The sequence below is a fragment of the Pelagibacterium flavum genome, from assembly GCF_025854335.1.
GTDB classification, from domain to species: domain Bacteria; phylum Pseudomonadota; class Alphaproteobacteria; order Rhizobiales; family Devosiaceae; genus Pelagibacterium; species Pelagibacterium flavum.
Genome location: NZ_CP107716.1, coordinates 1727011 through 1746364 on the forward strand (window position 1 = coordinate 1727011; position 19354 = coordinate 1746364).

The following is a 19354-nucleotide window of genomic DNA, read 5'->3' on the forward strand; positions in this document are numbered from 1 at the left end:
CGAGCATGCCCTCTCGATCTGGGAAGCGCCCTAGTTGAGAAGTCCGGCAAAAATGCCCTTGCCGTCTTCGCCGCCATGAGCCGGTTCGATGAGGTTTTCGGGGTGGGGCATCATGCCCAGCACATTTCCGCGCTTGTTGGTGATGCCGGCGATATTATTGATCGAGCCGTTGGGGTTGGTTTCGGCGGTATAGCGGAACACCACCTGGCCGTTGTCTTCGAGTGCGGCGATCGTATCGTTGTCGGCGAAATAATTGCCGTCGTGGTGAGCGACCGGGCAGCGGAACACCTGGCCCTGCTCATAGCGGCGCGAGAAAGCGGTGTTGGCGTTGGCGACCTGGAGCTTGACTTCGCGGCAAACGAATTTGAGCGAGGCATTGCGCATCAGGGCGCCGGGAAGAAGCCCGGCTTCAGTCAGGATCTGGAAGCCGTTGCAAACGCCGAGGATGTGAACACCCTTTTCGGCGCGCTCGCGGATGATGTCCATCATGGGCGAACGGGCGGCGATGGCGCCGCAGCGCAGATAATCGCCGTAGGAAAAGCCGCCCGGAATGACGATCAAATCGACATCGGGCAATTCGGCATCCTTGTGCCAGACGACAGCAGGCGGCGTGCCGCCGATCTTTGTCAGCGCCGCGATCATGTCGCGTTCGCGGTTGAGGCCGGGAAAGACAACGACTGCGGACTTCATCGCGCTACGTCTCGCTTCTTAGATATTTGGGGGCTGAACCGGATGGCCGCCTTGTCGGGATTCTGGCCGCAAAAAGCAAGGGGATTCGTACGCTTTCACATACGAATCCCCTCGCTAACGCCGAAGTGAAGTCTATTCGGCCGGGGCGGGAGCCTGGCGCTGTGTCCAGCGGCTGCCGGGCGCACCCGGCAGATGAGCCCATGAGGGGCGTTCGAAAAGGAATTTGCCAAACCCGGTCTTGCCGATAATCCAATAAAGGATCAGTGGGCAGACAACTGCGACGATCAGGCAGGCGAGACTGGCGATGCCGGCATCGATTTCAGGCACAAAACGCAGCAGCACTGTGCGGAAGCTGCCCATCGGGATGACAAAGCTGAGATAGATGACGATCGAGTGTGCCCCCATCCAGCGAAGCCACTCCATGGCGGCGAGGCGGGCGAGCAGTACCGCGGCGGCGCAGACGGCGGCGGCACCGGCCATGGCCATGACGAAATGGGCTCCGGGGATGTGATCGACGCCGCTGGTGACTACGCCATAGGTGACCGAGTGGCCCGGCGAAAAGACCAGCGCGCCATTGGCGAGCGCCCAGGCGGCGAGGCCGGCGATAGCGAGAGCGGGCCGCGACTGGATCCATTCAGCCAGCTTGAAGATGGCTGGTGCCAGAGCATAGCCGGCATAGAAATAGACGAAATATTCGGCCACATAATTGACGATGGACACCGGCGTCGCGACCGGAGCGATGGACGCGGCGGCAGCGACAATAAGCACAGCGATATGGGGCACGCGCAGCTGATGGAGCAGCTTGGCGACCAGCCCGTAAACAGCAAGCGCGTAGATGAACCACAGAATTGAATAGGGCTCGTAGATGGCGCTGGCCATGAGGGCAAGCGTGCCGGCGGGATCGCGGTCGACGATCAAATGCTTGAAGGCGATCAGGATGACGGCCCACAGCAGGTAGAAATAGAGGTAGTGGACGACGCGCCGATCAGCAAAATTGCGCCAGGGACGGGTGATAACCGACGAAAGAAACAGACCCGAGACGAGGAAGAATTCGGGCATGCGGAACGGCGTCGCGAAACCGAGGATGTAGTGCATGAAGCCGACGCGCTCGGTCGCTTCGCCCACGCCGTAGGTGGAATGCATCATTACCACGAGGATGATGGATAGGCCCTTGGCCACATCCACCCAAGCGTGGCGTTGTTTGGCAGTGTCAGTCATGTCGCGTCCCCAAGCAAGAATTGGGACGAGCATAGTTCAAGGCACTAAACGACGCCTTTCACCAATGATGACAACTGAAAGCGTGGTTAAGAATGCGAAAAGGCCGGGATTTGGCCCCGGCCCTTTTCGATTTGTACACCGCCTGGGGGCGGGAAGACTATTTCGACCTCAGACCACCGGGACAGTGCCGTAAGCGGCAACCAGCACACCAAGGGCGAGAAAGAACAGGGCCGAAAGGGAAACGGTTTTCAGCATTTCAGGGCATACTCCATGGCGCGCGGACGCGACAAACTGCGCAAAAGTTAAGTTAAATGGGAGAGGTTAACCGATAATCTCTACGGCGTAATTTTCGATCACGGTGTTGGCGAGAAGCTTTTCGCACATCCTCTCGATTTCCGTCTTAGCACTAACGGGGTCGGTGGCGGAAAGTTCCAGATCGAACACCTTGCCCTGCCGTACCGACTGGACGCCGGAAAAACCCAGCCCCTCGAGTGAACCTTCGATGGCCTGTCCCTGAGGGTCCAGAACACCAGTTTTCAAAGTGACGATGACGCGGGCTTTCATGACGATCCGTTTGGCCTTTTTGGTTGGGCGGAAGAATTTTTGTTGTCACGTTCCCGAACTGGATAAGTGGTGCCCACTTATCCTGGGAACACTCCGGTTACTGAACCAGTCGGGGTCCGGTGGTCAGGGCGTTGTCTGCCTCGACAAGAATGCCGAGACGCTGGGCGACTTCGCGGTAGGCATCGACGAGTCCGCCGAGGTCTTCGCGGAATCGATCCTTGTCGAGCTTGTTGCGGGTCTTGATGTCCCACAGCCGGCAATTGTCGGGCGAGATTTCATCTGCCAGCACGATACGCATGAGATCCCCCTCGTAAAGGCGGCCGCATTCGATCTTGAAATCGACGAGCTGGATGCCGACGCCCATGAACAGGCCGGTCAGGAAGTCGTTGACGCGCACGGCAAGCGCCATGATGTCATCGAGCTCCTGGGGATTGGCCCAGCCGAAGGCGGTGATGTGCTCCTCGGAGACCATGGGGTCGTTTAGCGCATCGTCCTTATAATAGAATTCGATGATCGAGCGTGGAAGCTGGGTGCCCGATTCAAGGCCAAGGCGCTTGCACAGCGATCCCGCGGCGACGTTGCGCACGACCACTTCGATGGGGATGATCTCGACTTCGCGGATCAGCTGCTCGCGCATGTTGATGCGGCGTACGAAATGGGTGGGGATGCCAAGCGTATTGAGCTTGGTGAAAATATACTCGGAAATCCGGTTGTTGAGGACGCCCTTGCCGTCGATGATTTCGTGCTTGGCACCATTGCCGGCGGTGGCGTCGTCCTTGAAGTGCTGGATCAGCGTGCCGGGCTCGGGGCCCTCATAGAGCACTTTGGCCTTGCCTTCGTAGATCTTGCGACGACGGTTCATTTCGACGGTGTCCCGTAGATTGCGTGTTTAAGCGGGTCGGAATTGGGCGCACTCATGCGCCTTTTTGGGTGGCCAATGCAAGCCCTTTCATGGGCAGGGCCAAACCATTTGCGCTCTACATATCGCGATTCCGCCACCTGTTGCGCAAAAACTGCGGTAAGGTTTAACGCGGGTATCGTGCCGCAGCGCAGCAAGTTGATTTTATAGGCGATACGGCCTATCTCAAACCTTAAACCGCGCGTGGCGGGTGCACCGAAAAACCAAACAAGTCGAGGGACTGGAAATGTCTTCATTCGAGGAACGCGAGAGAGGCGAAGAGGCCAAATTCGCCCATGACGCATCGCTGCGGTTCAAGGCAGAGGCCCGCCGCAACAAGCATCTGGCACACTGGGCTTGTGCTGAAATGGATGTGACCGATGCGGACGCGATCGCCAATTACGTCGCCGAAGTGATCGCCGTCGACATGACAGAGGCCGGGCCCGCCGATGTGGTGCGCAAGGTCAAGGCTGATTTCGACGCCAAAAACGTCGAGATCGATGAAAAGGCCATCGAGGCCAAGATCGCCCAATTCGATATCCAGGCGCGCGCCGAGGTGCTGTCGGAAGCTTAACGTTCTTGCTTGAACGGGCAGGTGGTATGAAAGGCAGCAAGCACGAAAGCATTGCCAGCTATCACGCGGTTCAGGCCGACGAGGATCGCGCCATCTGCGAGCGGTTGCGCGGTGTCATCGATCGCGTGCTGCCAGAGGCCGAGAGCAAGATCTGGCACGCCCATCCGGTGTGGTTTCTGGACGGAAACCCCATCGTTGGATACAGCAAGCTCAAGCATTGTGTGCGGCTCTTATTCTGGAGCGGACAATCCTTTGATACGCCAGGGCTGGCGCCTGAAGGCACCTTCAAGGCGGCCGAAGCCCGCTTCACGCGGGCCGAGGATGTGAACGAGGACCTGCTGGCGAAATGGCTTGAAGAAGCCCGGACGATCCAGTGGGATTACAAGAATCTCATCAAGAAGCGAAAGCTGGAGCGGCTGAGCTAGAGTTTGATCCAATCGAATCTGAAGAACCCCGCGTGATCGGCGCGGGGTTTTTTGTTGCTCAATAGATAAGTGTATGCTTATTTGTTGGCATGGATGATGATTCTCTTTTCAAGGCGCTGGCCGATCCCACACGCCGGGCGATCTTCGAGCGCTTGGCCACCGGGCCAAGCAATGCGAGCGGTTTGCGCGAAGGCTTCGGCATCAGCCAGCCGGCGATGAGTCAGCACCTTGGCGTTCTGGTCGGCGCCGGATTGGTGCGGCAGGAGCGGGATGGCCGGTTCGTCAATTACGAAGTCGACCCGGCCGGAATCGGGAGGATTGGGAACTGGCTGGCGCGATATCGAGCCTATTGGCCCAGTCGGATGGCCGATCTTGATGAGGTTCTGAGGGAGATGGACCAATGAGCGAGACGATCGAGATGGAATTTACCTTCGACGCTCCGCCGGAAAAGGTCTGGCGGGCGGTGTCGGTTACCCAATACCGAGAGCGCTGGCTGCCGGGCGCCGATCTGGCGCAGGACGAGCCGGTTTCGGTCGAGGAGGGCAGCGCGGTCAGCTATCGCATGCGCGACAGTCAGCCGCCGCATGAGGAAAGCATCGTGACCTTCCAGATTGCCGCCGACGGCGCCGGAGGCACGCGGCTCGAAATCATACAGCGTCTTGTGGTCGAGGTGCCGGCTGCCGCCAATGCAAATGGCGAGATGATGATGCTGGCCGCCTGAGCCAACCTTTTTCGATTTTATTCCTAGCAAAGCATTGGAGGTCGCCCATGCGCGACATGATGCAGCTCGTCCCTATGGTGGTCGAGCAGTCCCAGCGCGGTGAGCGCTCGTTCGATATTTATTCGCGCCTGCTGCGCGAGCGGATCGTTTTCGTCAATGGCGAGATCAACGATGCAATGGCCTCGCTGGTCTGCGCGCAATTGTTGTTTCTCGAAGGTGAGAACACGAAGAAGCCGATCCAGATGTACATCAATTCCTATGGCGGCGTGGTGACCAGCGGGCTGGCCATGTACGACACCATGCAGTTCATCCGCTCGCCGGTGCATACGCTGTGCATGGGCACGGCGCGGTCGATGGGATCGTTTCTTCTGATGGGCGGGGAAGCCGGTTTCCGGGCCGCATTGCCCAATGCCAGCCTGCATGTCCACCAGCCTTTGGGCGGGTTTCAGGGGCAGGCCAGCGACATGCTGATCCATTCCGAAGAGATGCAGCGCACAAAGAAGCGGCTGATCGAACTTTACGCCAAACATTGCGAGCGCAGTTATGACGAGGTGGAAAAAACGCTCGACCGCGACCGGTTCATGACGCCGCAAGAGGGCAAGGAGTGGGGGTTGATCGATACGATCATGAGCGAACGCCCGCCAGTCCAGGACTAAATCAGATCCGGCTCATCAGCCGGGTGAACATCAATAATCCTTCGGGCCAGGGGCCGTGACCGGATTCGACATTGATGTGGCCCACATCGCCGGCGATGTGAAAATCGGAGCCCCAGCGGGCTGCAAATTCGGCGGCACGTTCGACGCTGCAATAGGGGTCGTTCGAGGACGCCACGAGCATCGAGGGGAACCTGAGCGGATCAGATGACAGGCCTCGGAATGGCGAGGTCGCGGCGGGAACGTCGGGGTGCTCATCGACATCGGGCGGCGCGACGAGGAAGGCACCTTTGACCTTGGTATCGGCCTGGGTCTGGCTAGCGGCGACGATGGCCTGAACGCCGAGCGAATGGCCCACCAGAATCACGGGCCGCGTGGCCATCATGATCTCGCGTTCGAGGGTTTCGAGCCAGCCGGCAAGGGTGGGCGTATCCCATTCGTCCTGCTCGACGAATTTTGCGTTGCGGATCTTTTCGACCCAGCGGTGTTGCCAGTGGCCGGGGCCGGAATGGCCTAGCCCGGGAACGATGAGGATGTCGGCGTCTGCGGTTTTCATAGCACGATTACTTGGTGGATTTCCGGCCGTTACGCAAGGGCCAGTTGAGCGGGATGGGCGGCCCCGCTCTGACGCTTTTGGACGCACTGCTGACACCGGCTGTCAGGATGTTTCTGTTATGTTCTTATTCCAACGGAGAGCGAAGACATGACGGAATGGAAAATGGCCCGGAGTGGCACAGCCAGGGGAAACTGGGTCGGGAGCATTCTGATCCTGCTCAGAATAACCCTTGTTTTCAAAGAGCGGCCGGGCGAGCACCGGGCACAAATTGTGCCCGATACCCTGCGGGTGGATGTGGGATTGGGCCGAAAGAGAAACCCCGGACGTGGCGGGATTTTCGCTAGATGCTATTCGCCGAACACCCGGCGAAAAATCGTATCCACATGCTTGAGGTGATAGGCGTCGTCAAAGCTCGCATCGATCTGTTCGTCGGAAAGCTTTGCCGAAACGTCCGGATCGGCCTTGAGGAAATCGGGGAACTTACCCTCGCCCCGCCAGACCTTCATGGCGTTGCGCTGGACGGCTGAATAGCTTTCCTCGCGGCTCATCCCGGCTTGCGTCAGGGCGAGCAGGAAGCGCTGGGAATTGTGGAGGCCACCAAGCTTGTCCATGTTGGCCTTCATGTTCTCGGGATAGACGACGAGATTTTCGATGACGCCGGTCAGGCGGGCCAGGGCGAAGTCCAGGGTCACCGTCGCGTCCGGACCGATCATACGCTCGACCGACGAGTGCGAAATGTCGCGCTCATGCCAGAGCGCCACGTTTTCAAGAGCCGGGGTGACCATGCCGCGCACGAGGCGGGCGAGGCCGGTGAGGTTTTCGGTCAGCACCGGATTGCGCTTGTGCGGCATGGCCGATGAACCCTTTTGTCCCTTGGAGAAGAACTCCTCGGCCTCAAGCACTTCGGTGCGCTGGAGGTGGCGGATTTCGGTGGCAAGGCGCTCGATCGACGAGGCAATGACGCCGAGCGTCGCGAAATACATCGCGTGACGGTCGCGCGGGATGACCTGGGTCGAAACCGGCTCGACGGCAAGGCCCATTTGTTCGGCGACATATTCTTCAACCGAGGGATCGATATTGGCGAATGAGCCCACAGCGCCCGAGATCGCGCAGGTGGCGATTTCCGCACGCGCGTTGATGAGGCGATCGCGGCATCGGGAGAATTCGGCGTAGGCCTGCGCCAGCTTCACTCCGAATGTGGTCGGCTCGGCATGAATACCGTGGCTGCGCCCGATGGTGATCGTGTTTTTGTGCTCGTAGGCGCGCTTCTTGAGGGCTGCGAGCAATGCGTCGAGATCGGCGAGCAGCAGGTCGGCGGCCCGGGCGAGTTGGACCGAAAGCGTGGTGTCGAGCACGTCCGAGGACGTCATGCCCTGATGGACGAACCGGGCTTCGGGGCCGACGATTTCGGCGAGGTGGGTCAGGAAGGCGATGACGTCGTGTTTGACTTCCCGCTCGATCTCGTCGATCCGGTCAACGTCGAATTTTGCGTCCTTGCCTTTGGCCCAGATTTCATCAGCAGACGCCTGCGGCACGACGCCGAGTTTGGCCTGCGCGGTTGTGGCATGCGCTTCGATTTCGAACCAGATCTTGAACTTGGTCTCGGGTGACCAGATGTCGACCATCTGCTGGCGGGAATAGCGCGGGATCATGGGCTTAGGGTCCGTCGTTCAAAGATTGATTCAGATTATCGGGCCATCGCGGCGTCGCGGATGGCTTTGATGCGGGGAGCGTAGGTGGCGGCGTCGTTGCCCTTGTAAACGGCCGAGCCGGCAACCAGCGCGGTTGCGCCGGCCTTTGCGAGCGCGCCGGCGTTGGAGGGGTCGACGCCGCCGTCGACCTCGATCTCAATTGTGCGCCCACCGATCAGGGCCCTGGCCTGTTCCACCTTGGCAATGGCTTCAGGTATGAATGCCTGTCCGCCAAAGCCGGGATTGACGCTCATGATCAATATAAGATCGAGCTTATCGATGACGTGTTGGATCGTGGAAACCGGCGTTGCCGGGTTGAGCGCCACTCCGGCCTTCTTGCCCAAAGCCTTTATCGCCTGAAGCGAGCGGTCGAGATGCGGGCCGGCTTCGGCGTGAATGGTGATGATATCGGCGCCTGCCTTGGCGAAGGCTTCGAGATAGGGATCGGCGGGCGCGATCATCAGATGCACGTCGAGCAGTTTGCCGGTAACGGGCCGGATGGCTTCGACGATCAGCGGACCGATGGAGATGTTGGGGACGAAATGACCATCCATTACATCCACATGCACCCAGTCGCAGCCGGCCTGATCGATGGCGCGCACTTCGTCGCCCAGGCGGGAGAAATCGGCGGAAAGGATCGAGGGGGCGATCTTTATGGGATGGCTGCTCACGGCGAACCCCGGATAATGGTGTGTTGGCAGGCTTGTTAGTATGGCGGACGCCGGAATCCTAGTCCCAAAAGGTCTGATCGGCCGGTTTGCTCACCGCTTGCGACGTTCGGCGGCCAAAAGCGCAAGGGCCACGCCTCCGAGAATGCCGATCGAGGCGAGCGTGAGCCGCAGCGTAATTGGCTCGCCAATAATGAATACGCCACCGGCGGCAGCAATTGCGGGAACCGTCAGTTGTACTGTCGAGGCCTGAACCCGCGACAGCGAGGGCAGGGCCAGATACCAAACGGCATAGCCAAGTCCCGAAGCGAACGCTCCCGAGGCAATAGCATAGGCCGCACCATGTTGGGTGACCGGGGCTGTTACGAGTCCCAAACCAACCAGAACGACGGCGATGGGCAGGCATCGCACGAAATTGCCTGTTGTATCAGCCAACGGTGACTTCGATCCTCGTCCAATCAGTGAATAGGCGGCCCATGACATTCCGGCCAATGCCATTAGCACAGTGCCGAGTGGATGGGGCGCTGCAAGGCCCGGCGAGACGAGATATGCGAGCGAGGCAACTGCCAGCCCTATCCCGATCCATTCGATTGCGCCCGGGCGGTCGCCTCTGAATACTGCCCACCCGAGCATGCTCATCTGCACGCTGGTGAACAGGATCAGCGCACCCAGTCCGGCTCCGAGCATCAGATAGGCAACCGAAAAGAAGATTGCGTAGCCAAAAAGCGCCGCAGCGCCTGGCCAGCTTCCGCCGATCCTGCGGGCAGCGCCTGTGTGCGGACCCCACATCAGCAGTCCATAAAGCAGCACGGCCCCGGCGATCAGCCGGATGCCCGTATAGCTTGCCGCATCGATTGCGCCGTCTGACAGCGCCAGGCGCGCGAGAACGGAGTTTGCCGCAAAGGCCAGCATGGCGATGATCGTCAGGACGATGATGCGCATGCCATTCTCCCCGGGGCCGTTCGGGCATGCTAGCCGCAAAAGCCCATGGTCGCCATGGATCATCAAAACGTTGCGATGAGACAAAACAAGCCATTGCGCCCCATACGCACACCGTTACAAGTCCCGCATCGGTTTTCGGGAGCGGAAATGTTCGGATTTGAGTTGCCGGTGGTGTTTGGTGCCGGGATTTTGAGTTTTCTCAGCCCCTGCGTGCTGCCGCTGGTGCCCGCCTACCTCACCTACATGTCTGGAGCGACCTTCGAGCGGTTGCGCGAGGAGGGCGTGGCGGGTGGCAGGCTTTATGGCCGGACGCTGGTGACGGCGCTGGCATTCGTGCTGGGCTTTTCGCTGATCTTCATAGCGTTCGGTGCTACGGCGACGTTTTTCGGGCAGGCTTTGCGCCGGGCGCTTCCGATCCTGATGCCGCTTGCGGGCATCGTCATCATCTTGATGGGCTTGCACTTTCTCGGCGTTTTCCGGATTTCGTGGCTCTACCGGCAGTTCAAGCTCGAAGGTCCGAAAATGGCCAGCGGGCCGCTGGGCGGATTTCTGCTCGGATTGGCATTCGCTATCGGGTGGACTCCGTGTATCGGGCCCATTCTTGCGGCCATCCTGACTGTCGCTGCAAACCAGCAGACAGCCTGGGAAGGCGCGGCGCTGCTTGCGGTCTATTCTGCGGGACTGGGGGTGCCGTTCATCCTTGCAGCTCTGGCGCTGGGGCCATTCCTGTCATTCTTCGACGGGTTCAAAAAACACCTCGGAACGGTCGAGAAGGTGATGGGGGGCCTGCTGGTCATTGTCGGAATTCTCTTTCTTTCCGGCAATTTTACCCGTCTGGCGTTCTGGATGCAGGCCAATTTTGAAGTGCTGAATCAGTTCGGCTAATTCGCGCTTAACCATAGCCATAGACAAATTTGGCTAGTGCCGATTTTCGCGCAACACGATGCGATCACGAAACCGCGAGTTTACCCCTTCGGTCCATGGTCCTGTGGATCAATTGGGGGATCAGCAGCAATGTCGGCACTTTCTGTCGCGGCGGGCGAGGCGCCGGAATCTGGCTCGGCGCGCGCATCTTTCACCGTGTACCAGCGCATTGAAGACGTGGCCGACAGTTGGAAGGGGCTGGAAAAGAACCATTGCCTTCTGGCGTCGCAGAAATATGGCCTGGTCAGCGCATGGATAGAGGCTGGCGCGATTGGGACTGCCGATTGTGCGTTCATCATCATCTCGCTGGCCGGAGAACCGGTGGTTTTGCTGCCGTTGATGCGAAAGCGGGTCTATGGGTTACGCGTGGCGACGTGGTTTACCGGCGACCATTTGGGATCATACGCGCCCCTTGTCGATCTGGATCGGTGGCAAACCGTTCCGGTGGCAGAACGGGTTCGGCTGTGGCGGCAGGCATTTTCGGCACTTGCCAATTGCGATCTTGTCCATTTGCCTGATGTGCCTGTGTCGCTCGCCCAATCGAGCGGATTGAGCGCGGCGCTCGGTAGCCGGATGCTTGCCGATTGCGTCCACGTTGCGCGCTATGGCGATTGGGCGTCCTGCGATGCCGAGCGCCGCGACAAGCGTCGCCGCAAGGTCGATCGCCAGCAGGGCAGCAAGCTGGCAGGGCAGGGAGAAGTTGGCTTTGAAGTCGTTAAAGCCGGTGCGGAGGCGGCGGCGATCATCGATACGATGTTCGCCCACAGGGCCGAGCGGTTCAAGGTGCAGGGCATCCGCGATCCGTTCCGTGACGCGCCGATCAAGGCATTCTACAAGCGCGCCATGCACAGCGCCGGCGGCCTGCTGCACGTGTTGCGGCTCGACGGTGAAGTGATCGCCGTTCGCTACAATATCGAAGCGGGTGGCGGGCTCTATTCGCTCATCACCTCAATGCACCCGAGTCCGGATTTGCAGTCTGGGTCGCCGGGCAAACAGAACCTTTTGCGCGCCATGCAGGCCAGTTTTGAGGGAGGCTATCGGTTCATCGACATGGGCAAGGGCGACAGCGACGAGAAACGCCTCTGGTGCAACGAAAAGCAAAGCCTAACGGCGTTTGCGCACGCACTGACTCCGGTTGGTCGCGTTGCGGCGGCAAGCCTGGCGGTTGGCGAAAGGGCCAAGGGCGCGGTCAAGAATCACCCGGGGCTTTTCGATATGTATCGCAAGCTGCGCAGCCGGCTGGGTCGTTTGGGCTGAACGGCTCCTGATCATTCTGGCCACGACATGCAGCCCACTGAACTCAACGGGACCGGTTCTTCTGCCTGGGGATAATGGTCATCATGCGTATTGGGCTGTACTAGCGGCCCTAGAACAACTTCATGCCACGCAGCGATGTGTGGGTCGATTTGCCAACGATGATGTGGTCGTGAACCGTGATGCCGAGTGGCTTGGCGATATCGGCGATCTGGCGGGTCATCTGAACGTCTGCCGATGACGGTGCAGGGTCGCCGGACGGGTGATTGTGGACGAGGATCAGCGCGGTTGCCGAAAGTTCCAGCGTGCGTTTGATGACTTCGCGGGGATAGACCGGCGTGTGGTCCACGGTTCCAACCTGCTGCACCTCGTCGGCGATCAGCTTGTTCTTTTTATCGAGAAATAGAATGCGGAACTGCTCGACGGTCTCGTAGGACATCGAGGCCTTGCAGTAATCGATAACCTCGGTCCACGAGCCCAGGATCGGGCGATCGTGAACGGCATCCTTGCCGATGCGTTGGGCGGCGGCAAGGATGACCTTGAGGTCAGTGATTGCCGTGGGGCCGAGCCCGTCGATCTCCTCGAGCAGATGCCGGGGAGCCCCGATAGCCTCGGAAAAGCTGCCGAAACGCTTGAGCATGGCCTTGGCAATGGGCTTGGTGTCGCGGCGTGGCAGGATGCGGAACAGCAGAAGTTCGAGCAGTTCATAATCCTGCAGCGCCGATGCGCCGCCCTTGGTAAAACGGTCGCGCAGCCTGTCGCGATGCCCGTGATAATCGGGTGCCGCTTCCGCCAATCCATTCGTGTCGCTTGCCCCCAGTTTCGACGTCATGGACTGTTGCGGGCCTCCAGAGGATTGAACAAACCGCGCGGCGAGAGCGTGAAAATCTCATTTCCGGTATCGGTGATGCCGATCGAGTGCTCGCACTGGGCCGAAAGGGTTCTGTCGCGGGTGACGGCCGTCCAGCCATCATTGAGGATTTTGACCTGTGGTCGCCCGAGATTGATCATCGGCTCGATCGTGAAAATCATCCCCGGCTTGATCTCAACGCCGGTGCCCGGATTGCCGAAATGCATGATGTTGGGCTCGTCGTGGAACAGGCGGCCGAGCCCGTGGCCGACAAAATCTCGCACAACGCTGGCGCGTTCGCCTTCGGCATAACGCTGGATAGCGGCACCGATGTCACCGGTGGTGTTACCGGGCCTTGCCGCCTCAATGCCCAGCCGCAGGCTTTCATAGGTGATTTCGATGAGCCGCTCGGCCTTGCGTGAAATCTCGCCCACCGGATACATGCGGCTCGAATCACCATGCCAGCCATCGACGATCAGGGTGACGTCGATATTGACGATATCGCCTTCGCGCAGCGGTTTTTCGCTCGGCATCCCGTGGCAGACCACATGGTTGATCGAGGTGCAGGTGGAATAGCGGTAGCCGCGATAATTGAGCGTTGCCGGGGTCGCGCCATTGTCGCGGGCAAATTCATAAACGAAGCGGTCGAGTTTAGCGGTGGGCACGCCGGGTTCGACCATGGGAACAAGCAGGTCGAGCACTTCGGCGGTCAGCGCGCCGGCCTTGCGCATGCCGGCGAAGCCTTCCTCGCCGTGCAGCGGGATGACACCGGGCATGCGTTTCTTCTTGGCCGCCGCTTCGACGTAGGTGGTCATTGTCGTCTCCTGTTGGAGGCAAAGGTAATCGGCTCACTCGCGTATGGGAAGAGGGTCCCCGAGGGTGATCGCTTCAGATGTTATGTCGGTTGCGTGGCACAGAGCCTCAACCCCGGCCGAGCGCGCATCGCGGAACGCCGCCGCATAGGCCCTGTCGATATCGGCGGCGAGGGTGAACTGGGTGCAGTCGCCGCGCTGGACGAGATAGAGCATCACTGCCCGGTGGCCCTCGTCAACCATGCGGGCCAGATCAGCCAGATGACGGGCGCCGCGCGTGGTCACCGAATCAGGAAATTCAGCCAGCCCGGCAGCGCGCACCAGATGCACGTTTTTAACCTCGAGATAGCAGTCGGGCAGCCCTTCGGCGGTCAGAAGGAAATCGACACGGCTTTTTTCGGCATATTTGACCTCGGGCCGGATGCCGTCATAAGCGCCCAGTTCAGGAATGGAGCGGGCGCGCAGCGCTTCGCCAACGATGCGGTTGGGATGGGCAGTATTGATGCCCACGATGCCGGTGGGCAGTTCGACCAGTTCGAGGGAATAGGCGAGCTTGCGTTTGGGATCGTCCGATTTCGAAAGCCAGACGGGCAGGCCCGGCATGGCCAGCCCCGTCATTGCGCCGGGATTTGCACAATGTGCAGTGAGAATTTCTCCAGTTTCCAGAGTCACATCTGCCAGAAAGCGCTTGTAACGCCTTATGAGCATGCCGCGAACGAGGGGAGAGGGAAAATGCATGGACAAACTGTGTCAGGGATGCGGATGGGGAAAGCCGTGGCGCTCGGACAAGGCGCCCAGGATCTGGTCCTTGTCGTTTATGAAAGTCAGGCCATCGAATGTTTCGCCATCGGCCAGCACGAGAAGTGGCAGGGACTGGCGCGCCTCGCCGACCACTGCAATCACCGGGTGGCGCGGTCTGGCCCATTCGACGCGCTCGACATCGAGCTTGTTTGCCAGTGCGGGAAACGATGCGAGCACGCCTTCGAGCAGGGCGCAATGCCAACAATAGAACCGCTTGCCAGGATAGGCAGGGTCCTCAAAGTCCGGACGGAGGAGAAAAAGCTTGTCTCGGGTCATTGAGGGCTCCGCGCATTCCTGCCGATATGACCTCGATTGCCCGAAAATCGATCCAACCGCAAGCGAGGGCGTGAGAGGGTTGGGGATGGAGAGCGCTGGATTGGGCGTCGCGCTTGATTTTTTTGGGCGGTAAGGGCATCCATGGCGCTTGTTTTTTCAGGCGGTCCAATGTCCTCATCTGTCGTTACAGCCGGTCTTGTCGTCATCGGAGATGAAATCCTCTCGGGACGGACAAAGGACGTCAACATCGCCACGACAGCGCAGTTCTGTACCGATCTGGCGATTGAGTTGCGCGAAGTGCGGATCGTTTCCGACGATACCGATGCGATCATCGAAGCGGTGAACGCATTGCGCGCCCGCTGCACATATGTGTTTACGACAGGCGGGATCGGGCCGACCCATGACGATATAACAGCCGATGCCATAGCAAAGGCCTTCGGTGTGGATCTGCCGATCAACGAGGAAGCGCGGGCCATGCTCGAGGCGCGATGGGCCGAGACCGGCACGCCGGCGACGCCGGCCCGGTTGCGCATGGCGCGCATTCCGGTTGGAGCCGATCTGATCGTCAACGCCGTTTCGGCAGCGCCGGGATTTCGCATCGGGAATGTCCACGTCATGGCGGGGGTGCCCAAGATCATGCAGGCCATGCTTGAATCCATCGCGCCGACGCTGGAGGGCGGGCGCAAGGTGGAAAGCCGGACAGTGCCAGCCGCCGTGGGAGAGGGCGCCGTTGGCGATCCCCTGGGCGAAATCCAGTCGCGCTATGACGACGTCAAGATCGGATCCTACCCGCAGATGGGGAATACCCACGTGATGACCTATCTCGTATTGCGCAGTCACGATATTGAACGGCTCGAACAGGCGACAGCGGAAGTGCAGGTGCTGGTCGACCGTCTGCACGCTGAAAAGAACATCGTTTTGCCCAAGGAACCTTACGTATGAACCCGCAGAACAAGTCTTTCCCGGTTTCCTGGGATCAGTTTCACCGCGATTCCCGCGCGCTTGCCTGGCGTCTGACCAGTGAGGGCCCATTCCATTCGATCGTTGCGATCACGCGTGGCGGGCTGGTACCCGCTGCAATCATTGCGCGCGAACTCAATATCCGGGTGATCGAGAGCGTCTCGGTCAAATCCTACGATCACCAGAGCCAGGGCAAGATCACGGTGCTCAAGGCGATCAATTCCGATCTGATCGCCGCCGATGCGTCGGGCCAGAAGCTGCTGATCATCGACGATCTTGTCGATACGGGCGCCACGGCTCGCGCGGTGCGCGATATGCTGCCCAACGCTCATTTCGCGACGGTCTACGCCAAGCCTCAGGGCCGCGAAATGGTCGATACCTTCATTACCGAGGTCAGTCAGGACACCTGGATATTCTTTCCATGGGATCTGGACTTCACCTATGCCGCGCCTATCGCGGGTGGCACCGACTGATGCTGATCAAGCTCGAAGTGCTCGAGAAGATAAAGGCGGGAGAAATCACACTCCAGTTCCGCCGCTGGCGGCGGCGGACGGTCAAGCCCGGTGGCACGCTCAAGACTAAGGTTGGCGTCTTGCAGATCGGTACTATCACCCCGATCAGGGCCGAAGATGTTACCGATGCGGATGCCCGTCGTGCCGGCTTTCGGGACGTTGCCGAATTCCTGAAATGGCTCGACACCATGAAGCCGGGGGAATTGGATCGGATCGAGGTCGGGTATAAGGGAGAATAGCCGATCTCGCCTTGCGGGCGTGGTGGAATGGTAGACACACAGGACTTAAAATCCTGAGGAGGCATCTCCGTGCGGGTTCGAGTCCCGCCGCCCGCACCATTTATGTCCGGCTCGTAAGGGGGCTATTTAGCGTTCTTTTTGTCGGAAGCGCTGTTGCCGCTTTTCTGGGCCTTGATTTTTTCCAGCAGGGCCCGCTTGGCGTCGGCCGACGCTTTGCGGCGGTCGGCATGGTCTGGAAGTTTGAAGTTCATTTCGTGCGCTCTTTTTGCGGTGTCGCCGAAATAAATGACCCGGCCAGGAGGTGGAATCTCCGACCGGGCCAAGCCTTCAATCGGCGAAGATCGAAGGGAGGCGAACAGTTAGAGCAGGGCGCCACTCAACGCAAGATTTATCGCGGCCCGAACCAGCGCAAAGATGCGCCTTGCCGCTAAAGCGCGAGTTCTCGCCGTATCAGCGCCGTTGCGATTTCCAGCGCCTTGATTCGGCGTATGAGCAAGGTGTGGGAGGCCGTTCCGGTCTTGAGCTTGGGTAAAGCCTTTTTGCACTTGGCGATTGTCGAATCCAGTGCCCTGAGTGCTTCGATCAGTTCACTTTGGCTTGGGTTGTCCATAAGGTTACTCACAGCGTGAGAACAGCGTTGCCTCGGTTCCCCGCTCCGGCCAGAGAATGGCGATCTGTTCGCCTGCCTGAGCAAAACTGATCGGTTCCACAATCGTTTCGCCTTCGGACCGGCACGTCAGTCGTGCGGTGGCGCCACCTTCTGGGGTTGTCTCGATTTCGGTCATCTCGCAGATGTTTTCCCGTCCTTCAAAAGCGGTTGGTGTGATGGTGATCGGGAATCCGTCTGTCTGGTCGGTACACCACACCGGATCGGCAGCCCATTGACCGACATAAAAGGGAGCCGGCTCCGGGGATGGCTCTGCTGTTGCTTCAGGGTTAATGGCGCCGGCATCGGCCTGGGGCGTCTCGCCGTCCGAGCACGCGCCCAATGTTGCGGTTAATATCAGAGCGCAAAATGGGATGAGGTAGAGTCGCATAATTGTCCTTTGGCACTTGATGGTCCTAACGCTGACACAAAATCGGCCGCCCCGCGAGTGCGGAACGGCCGACCGGGAGGAGGTCTGCACCAAAGTCTGAGGCCGGGAGAATGCCTCAGAAACTATGTTTGTCTATTGGGCGGCAGGCGCTTCCATGGTGTTGGCGGGGGCTTCGGTCGCCGGCATAAGGGCAGCGAATTCTTCGGCCGACAGCGAGCCGTCGGTGTCGGTGTCGAGCATGGCAAAGCTCTCTGGCGTAAGGTCGGGGATCGCCACCTGCAACTCTTCCATGCTGACGACACCATCCGTGTTGGCATCGAGCGCGTTGAAATCAAGGGCCTGGGCGAAAGCGCCACCGGTAGCGGAGAGGCCAATAAGCGCGGCGAGGGAAAGAACGGTCTTGCTCATGGGGTTGTGCTCCATGTTGGTCGGTACGTGCCGTACCATTTATTCAAGATCGATCGGCAGGATGCCGAACGCCGACTCCGCTGATCGCGAAACCGTGAACACATCGTGAGGAGGGGCAGTGGCGGGGTTGGGACCGCGATGCGGCCATGTAGCGGAGTTTATGGGGATATTTTGTGACCGCTTAGGCGCACTATGGCGAGACTTCGATCACGAACTGGAGCGCAAAGGCCCTGCCGAGTGGGAAAAATGCGCGACACGCAGTCGCCAATCTGGGCAATGGGTGACCAGATTGCCTTACTGGTTAAGCAGCGACGCCCGTACGGGACGGGATCTCGGGCTCGGCAATAGAAAGCGTGCACATGGGTTGAGCCAGCATTTCGCGCAGCAGCATCAAGCCCCGGGTCCAGCGCGCCAGGGCGACCGGATCGGTCGGAGAGACATTTCCAGAGCGGGCGTGGGAAACAACGGTCGCCGCTTCAGCGACGGGCAGGGCCATGACATTGCAATAGAGCGTGAGCGCATCGGCGTGCGGGTGGGGTGTGGACTCCACCTTCTGCTCGCGGAAAGCCCAGACCAGCATCAGAGCCAGTTCGTTGCGGGTCAGCATTTTTTCCATGGCCATTTTTCCGTTCTGGAAAATCGTTGTGCAGGAACGCTACACCGCAAGAACGGTCAGACGGTAAACGACGGCGGTCGTCCGGGCGCAGTTTGAAAACGCGGTGAACTGTCGGCTTCCGGGAAAGATAAAATTGTAACGAAATGGCGTTGCGGGTGGTTGACCCTCACGTTGCGTGAGGGACTATGAGGTTGTCCTGCGGATGGTGCGGGAAAGAGAAAATGGCACGATATACAGTCAAGCAGGTGGCGCAAATGGCCCGGATTTCGATCCGCGCGCTGCACCATTACGACCAGATCGGCCTGCTCAAACCCGCCCATATCGGCGAGAACGGCTACCGTTATTACGGCCGCGAACAACTGCTGCGCCTGCAGCAGATCCTGATCCATCGGGCGTTGGATATTCCCCTTGCCGAGATCGGGGCCATCCTCGACGATCCGGAATTCGATCGTCTCCCGGCGCTGGAAAATCAGCGCAAAAAAGTGGCTGAACAGGCAGATCGGCTCGCCGCCATGCTCAGGACGATCGACCGCACGATCGCCGAACTCAAAGGAGATCGCGCCATGAGAGACGCCGATTTGTATTCGGGGATCATCGATCCTCAAAAGCAGGCCGAGTATGAAGCTTGGCTCGAAGAAAAATACGGGCCTGAAATCAGACCTGAAATCGAGGCTTCGCGCCGGAAGACGGAACTGCTTTCGGACGACGACCGCGAGGCTATGATGGATGAATTGCGGTCCATCGAAGAGGATATGGCCGAAGGGCTGCGCAAGGGTATTCCGGCGCAATCGCATGCTCTTAACCCTGTAATCGCCCGTCACTGGAATTGGGTGCAGGCCAGTTGGGGCCGCTCGGCACCGGTTTTGGCCTATGCCGGGCTTGCCGATGTTTATCTTGGGCACCCCGATTTTGTCGCGCGCTACGAGAGTATCGAAACCGGGTTTGCCGAATATCTTGCCTCGGCAATGAAAAGCTGGGCGGCGCGGCAGGGATGATGGCCACGCCATTGCAAAAAGATAAAGGCCGCCTCCGGTGGAGGCGGCCCTTGTTTTCAGCGTGTGCTGG

28 protein-coding genes and 1 tRNA gene are annotated in these 19354 nt (G+C 59.6%); 12 read left to right on the forward strand and 17 right to left on the reverse strand.

Features of this window, described 5'->3' with window-relative positions:
• Positions 1-30: 30 nt before the first annotated feature.
• The 4 genes from purQ to purC all read right to left on the reverse strand — a co-directional run bounded on the left by purQ (position 31) and on the right by purC (position 3334).
• Positions 31-690, reverse strand: coding sequence for a phosphoribosylformylglycinamidine synthase subunit PurQ (purQ, locus tag OF122_RS08550; RefSeq protein WP_264227350.1), 660 nt, complete (start codon positions 688-690; stop codon positions 31-33).
• A gap of 132 nt (positions 691-822) precedes the next feature.
• A complete protein-coding gene (locus tag OF122_RS08555) occupies positions 823-1908 on the reverse strand; it encodes an acyltransferase family protein (protein ID WP_264227351.1) in 1086 nt (361 codons plus the stop codon).
• 321 nt (positions 1909-2229) lie between these two features.
• On the reverse strand, positions 2230-2472 hold the full coding sequence (gene purS, locus OF122_RS08560; protein ID WP_264227352.1) for a phosphoribosylformylglycinamidine synthase subunit PurS: 243 nt from the start codon (positions 2470-2472) through the stop codon (positions 2230-2232).
• Between the two features lie 97 nt (positions 2473-2569).
• Complete coding sequence (purC, locus tag OF122_RS08565) at positions 2570-3334, reverse strand: phosphoribosylaminoimidazolesuccinocarboxamide synthase (RefSeq protein WP_264227353.1); 765 nt, start codon at positions 3332-3334, stop codon at positions 2570-2572.
• Between the two features lie 283 nt (positions 3335-3617).
• Between purC and OF122_RS08570 the strand changes: the two genes are divergently transcribed.
• The 5 genes from OF122_RS08570 to OF122_RS08590 all read left to right on the forward strand — a co-directional run bounded on the left by OF122_RS08570 (position 3618) and on the right by OF122_RS08590 (position 5746).
• Positions 3618-3944, forward strand: coding sequence for a DUF1476 domain-containing protein (locus OF122_RS08570; RefSeq protein ID WP_264227354.1), 327 nt, complete (start codon positions 3618-3620; stop codon positions 3942-3944).
• A 26-nt stretch (positions 3945-3970) separates the two neighbouring features.
• The gene (locus OF122_RS08575; RefSeq protein ID WP_264227355.1) at positions 3971-4369 is read left to right on the forward strand and encodes a DUF1801 domain-containing protein; all 399 of its coding nucleotides are present in this window, start codon (positions 3971-3973) and stop codon (positions 4367-4369) included.
• 89 nt (positions 4370-4458) lie between these two features.
• Positions 4459-4773: an ArsR/SmtB family transcription factor gene (locus OF122_RS08580; RefSeq protein ID WP_264227356.1), complete on the forward strand. Its 315-nt coding sequence runs from the start codon at positions 4459-4461 to the stop codon at positions 4771-4773.
• The gene (locus tag OF122_RS08585) at positions 4770-5090 is read left to right on the forward strand and encodes an SRPBCC family protein (protein WP_264227357.1); all 321 of its coding nucleotides are present in this window, start codon (positions 4770-4772) and stop codon (positions 5088-5090) included. The genes OF122_RS08580 and OF122_RS08585 overlap by 4 nt, the downstream gene beginning before the upstream one ends.
• Positions 5091-5137: 47 nt before the next feature.
• The gene (locus OF122_RS08590; RefSeq protein ID WP_264227358.1) at positions 5138-5746 is read left to right on the forward strand and encodes an ATP-dependent Clp protease proteolytic subunit; all 609 of its coding nucleotides are present in this window, start codon (positions 5138-5140) and stop codon (positions 5744-5746) included.
• Position 5747: 1 nt separating this feature from the next.
• On the opposite strand, the gene OF122_RS08595 is transcribed toward OF122_RS08590, so the two are convergent.
• From OF122_RS08595 to OF122_RS08610, 4 genes are all read right to left on the reverse strand, one after another.
• Positions 5748-6299, reverse strand: coding sequence for an RBBP9/YdeN family alpha/beta hydrolase (locus OF122_RS08595; protein ID WP_264227359.1), 552 nt, complete (start codon positions 6297-6299; stop codon positions 5748-5750).
• A gap of 347 nt (positions 6300-6646) precedes the next feature.
• Positions 6647-7951, reverse strand: coding sequence for an adenylosuccinate lyase (gene purB / locus OF122_RS08600; RefSeq protein ID WP_264227360.1), 1305 nt, complete (start codon positions 7949-7951; stop codon positions 6647-6649).
• Between the two features lie 35 nt (positions 7952-7986).
• A complete protein-coding gene (rpe, locus tag OF122_RS08605; RefSeq protein ID WP_264227361.1) occupies positions 7987-8661 on the reverse strand; it encodes a ribulose-phosphate 3-epimerase in 675 nt (224 codons plus the stop codon).
• A 90-nt stretch (positions 8662-8751) separates the two neighbouring features.
• Positions 8752-9600 (reverse strand): DMT family transporter, encoded by an 849-nt coding sequence (locus tag OF122_RS08610; RefSeq protein ID WP_264227362.1) that lies wholly within the window; start codon positions 9598-9600, stop codon positions 8752-8754.
• 147 nt (positions 9601-9747) lie between these two features.
• On the opposite strand from OF122_RS08610, the gene OF122_RS08615 reads away from it, so the two are divergent.
• Complete coding sequence (locus OF122_RS08615) at positions 9748-10485, forward strand: cytochrome c biogenesis CcdA family protein (RefSeq protein ID WP_264227363.1); 738 nt, start codon at positions 9748-9750, stop codon at positions 10483-10485.
• Between the two features lie 129 nt (positions 10486-10614).
• Entirely contained in the window at positions 10615-11781 is a 1167-nt protein-coding gene (locus OF122_RS08620) for a GNAT family N-acetyltransferase (RefSeq protein WP_264227364.1), read from the forward strand.
• A gap of 109 nt (positions 11782-11890) precedes the next feature.
• Here OF122_RS08620 and radC read toward each other — a convergent pair whose 3' ends face one another.
• From radC to OF122_RS08640, 4 genes are read right to left on the reverse strand one after another with little or no spacing between them, the layout of a single operon-like run.
• A complete protein-coding gene (gene radC / locus OF122_RS08625; protein ID WP_264227365.1) occupies positions 11891-12610 on the reverse strand; it encodes a RadC family protein in 720 nt (239 codons plus the stop codon).
• Positions 12607-13443: a type I methionyl aminopeptidase gene (gene map, locus OF122_RS08630; RefSeq protein WP_264227366.1), complete on the reverse strand. Its 837-nt coding sequence runs from the start codon at positions 13441-13443 to the stop codon at positions 12607-12609. The genes radC and map overlap by 4 nt, the downstream gene beginning before the upstream one ends.
• 33 nt (positions 13444-13476) lie before the next feature.
• Positions 13477-14178 (reverse strand): DNA/RNA nuclease SfsA, encoded by a 702-nt coding sequence (sfsA, locus tag OF122_RS08635; protein WP_264227367.1) that lies wholly within the window; start codon positions 14176-14178, stop codon positions 13477-13479.
• A 12-nt stretch (positions 14179-14190) separates the two neighbouring features.
• Positions 14191-14517, reverse strand: a complete 327-nt coding sequence (locus OF122_RS08640; protein WP_264227368.1) for a DUF3088 domain-containing protein — start codon at positions 14515-14517, stop codon at positions 14191-14193.
• Positions 14518-14685: 168 nt separating this feature from the next.
• On the opposite strand from OF122_RS08640, the gene OF122_RS08645 reads away from it, so the two are divergent.
• From OF122_RS08645 to OF122_RS08660, 4 genes are all read left to right on the forward strand, one after another.
• Entirely contained in the window at positions 14686-15459 is a 774-nt protein-coding gene (locus tag OF122_RS08645; RefSeq protein ID WP_264227369.1) for a competence/damage-inducible protein A, read from the forward strand.
• On the forward strand, positions 15456-15950 hold the full coding sequence (gene gpt / locus OF122_RS08650) for a xanthine phosphoribosyltransferase (protein ID WP_264227370.1): 495 nt from the start codon (positions 15456-15458) through the stop codon (positions 15948-15950). The genes OF122_RS08645 and gpt overlap by 4 nt, the downstream gene beginning before the upstream one ends.
• Complete coding sequence (locus OF122_RS08655; protein ID WP_264227371.1) at positions 15950-16228, forward strand: ASCH domain-containing protein; 279 nt, start codon at positions 15950-15952, stop codon at positions 16226-16228. Before gpt ends, OF122_RS08655 begins: the two co-directional genes overlap by 1 nt.
• A 13-nt stretch (positions 16229-16241) precedes the next feature.
• A tRNA-Leu gene (locus OF122_RS08660) sits at positions 16242-16327 on the forward strand.
• Between the two features lie 23 nt (positions 16328-16350).
• Here OF122_RS08660 and OF122_RS08665 read toward each other — a convergent pair.
• The 5 genes from OF122_RS08665 to OF122_RS08685 form a co-directional block, all read right to left on the reverse strand.
• On the reverse strand, positions 16351-16479 hold the full coding sequence (locus OF122_RS08665; RefSeq protein ID WP_264227372.1) for a DUF6481 family protein: 129 nt from the start codon (positions 16477-16479) through the stop codon (positions 16351-16353).
• A 176-nt stretch (positions 16480-16655) separates the two neighbouring features.
• Complete coding sequence (locus OF122_RS08670; RefSeq protein WP_264227373.1) at positions 16656-16838, reverse strand: hypothetical protein; 183 nt, start codon at positions 16836-16838, stop codon at positions 16656-16658.
• Positions 16839-16842: 4 nt separating this feature from the next.
• A complete protein-coding gene (locus tag OF122_RS08675; RefSeq protein ID WP_264227374.1) occupies positions 16843-17265 on the reverse strand; it encodes a hypothetical protein in 423 nt (140 codons plus the stop codon).
• Positions 17266-17397: 132 nt separating this feature from the next.
• The gene (locus tag OF122_RS08680) at positions 17398-17673 is read right to left on the reverse strand and encodes an EF-hand domain-containing protein (RefSeq protein ID WP_264227375.1); all 276 of its coding nucleotides are present in this window, start codon (positions 17671-17673) and stop codon (positions 17398-17400) included.
• 301 nt (positions 17674-17974) lie between these two features.
• A complete protein-coding gene (locus tag OF122_RS08685) occupies positions 17975-18295 on the reverse strand; it encodes a hypothetical protein (protein WP_264227376.1) in 321 nt (106 codons plus the stop codon).
• Between the two features lie 215 nt (positions 18296-18510).
• Between OF122_RS08685 and OF122_RS08690 the strand changes: the two genes are divergently transcribed.
• Positions 18511-19284: a MerR family transcriptional regulator gene (locus OF122_RS08690; RefSeq protein ID WP_264227377.1), complete on the forward strand. Its 774-nt coding sequence runs from the start codon at positions 18511-18513 to the stop codon at positions 19282-19284.
• Positions 19285-19354: the final 70 nt, after the last annotated feature.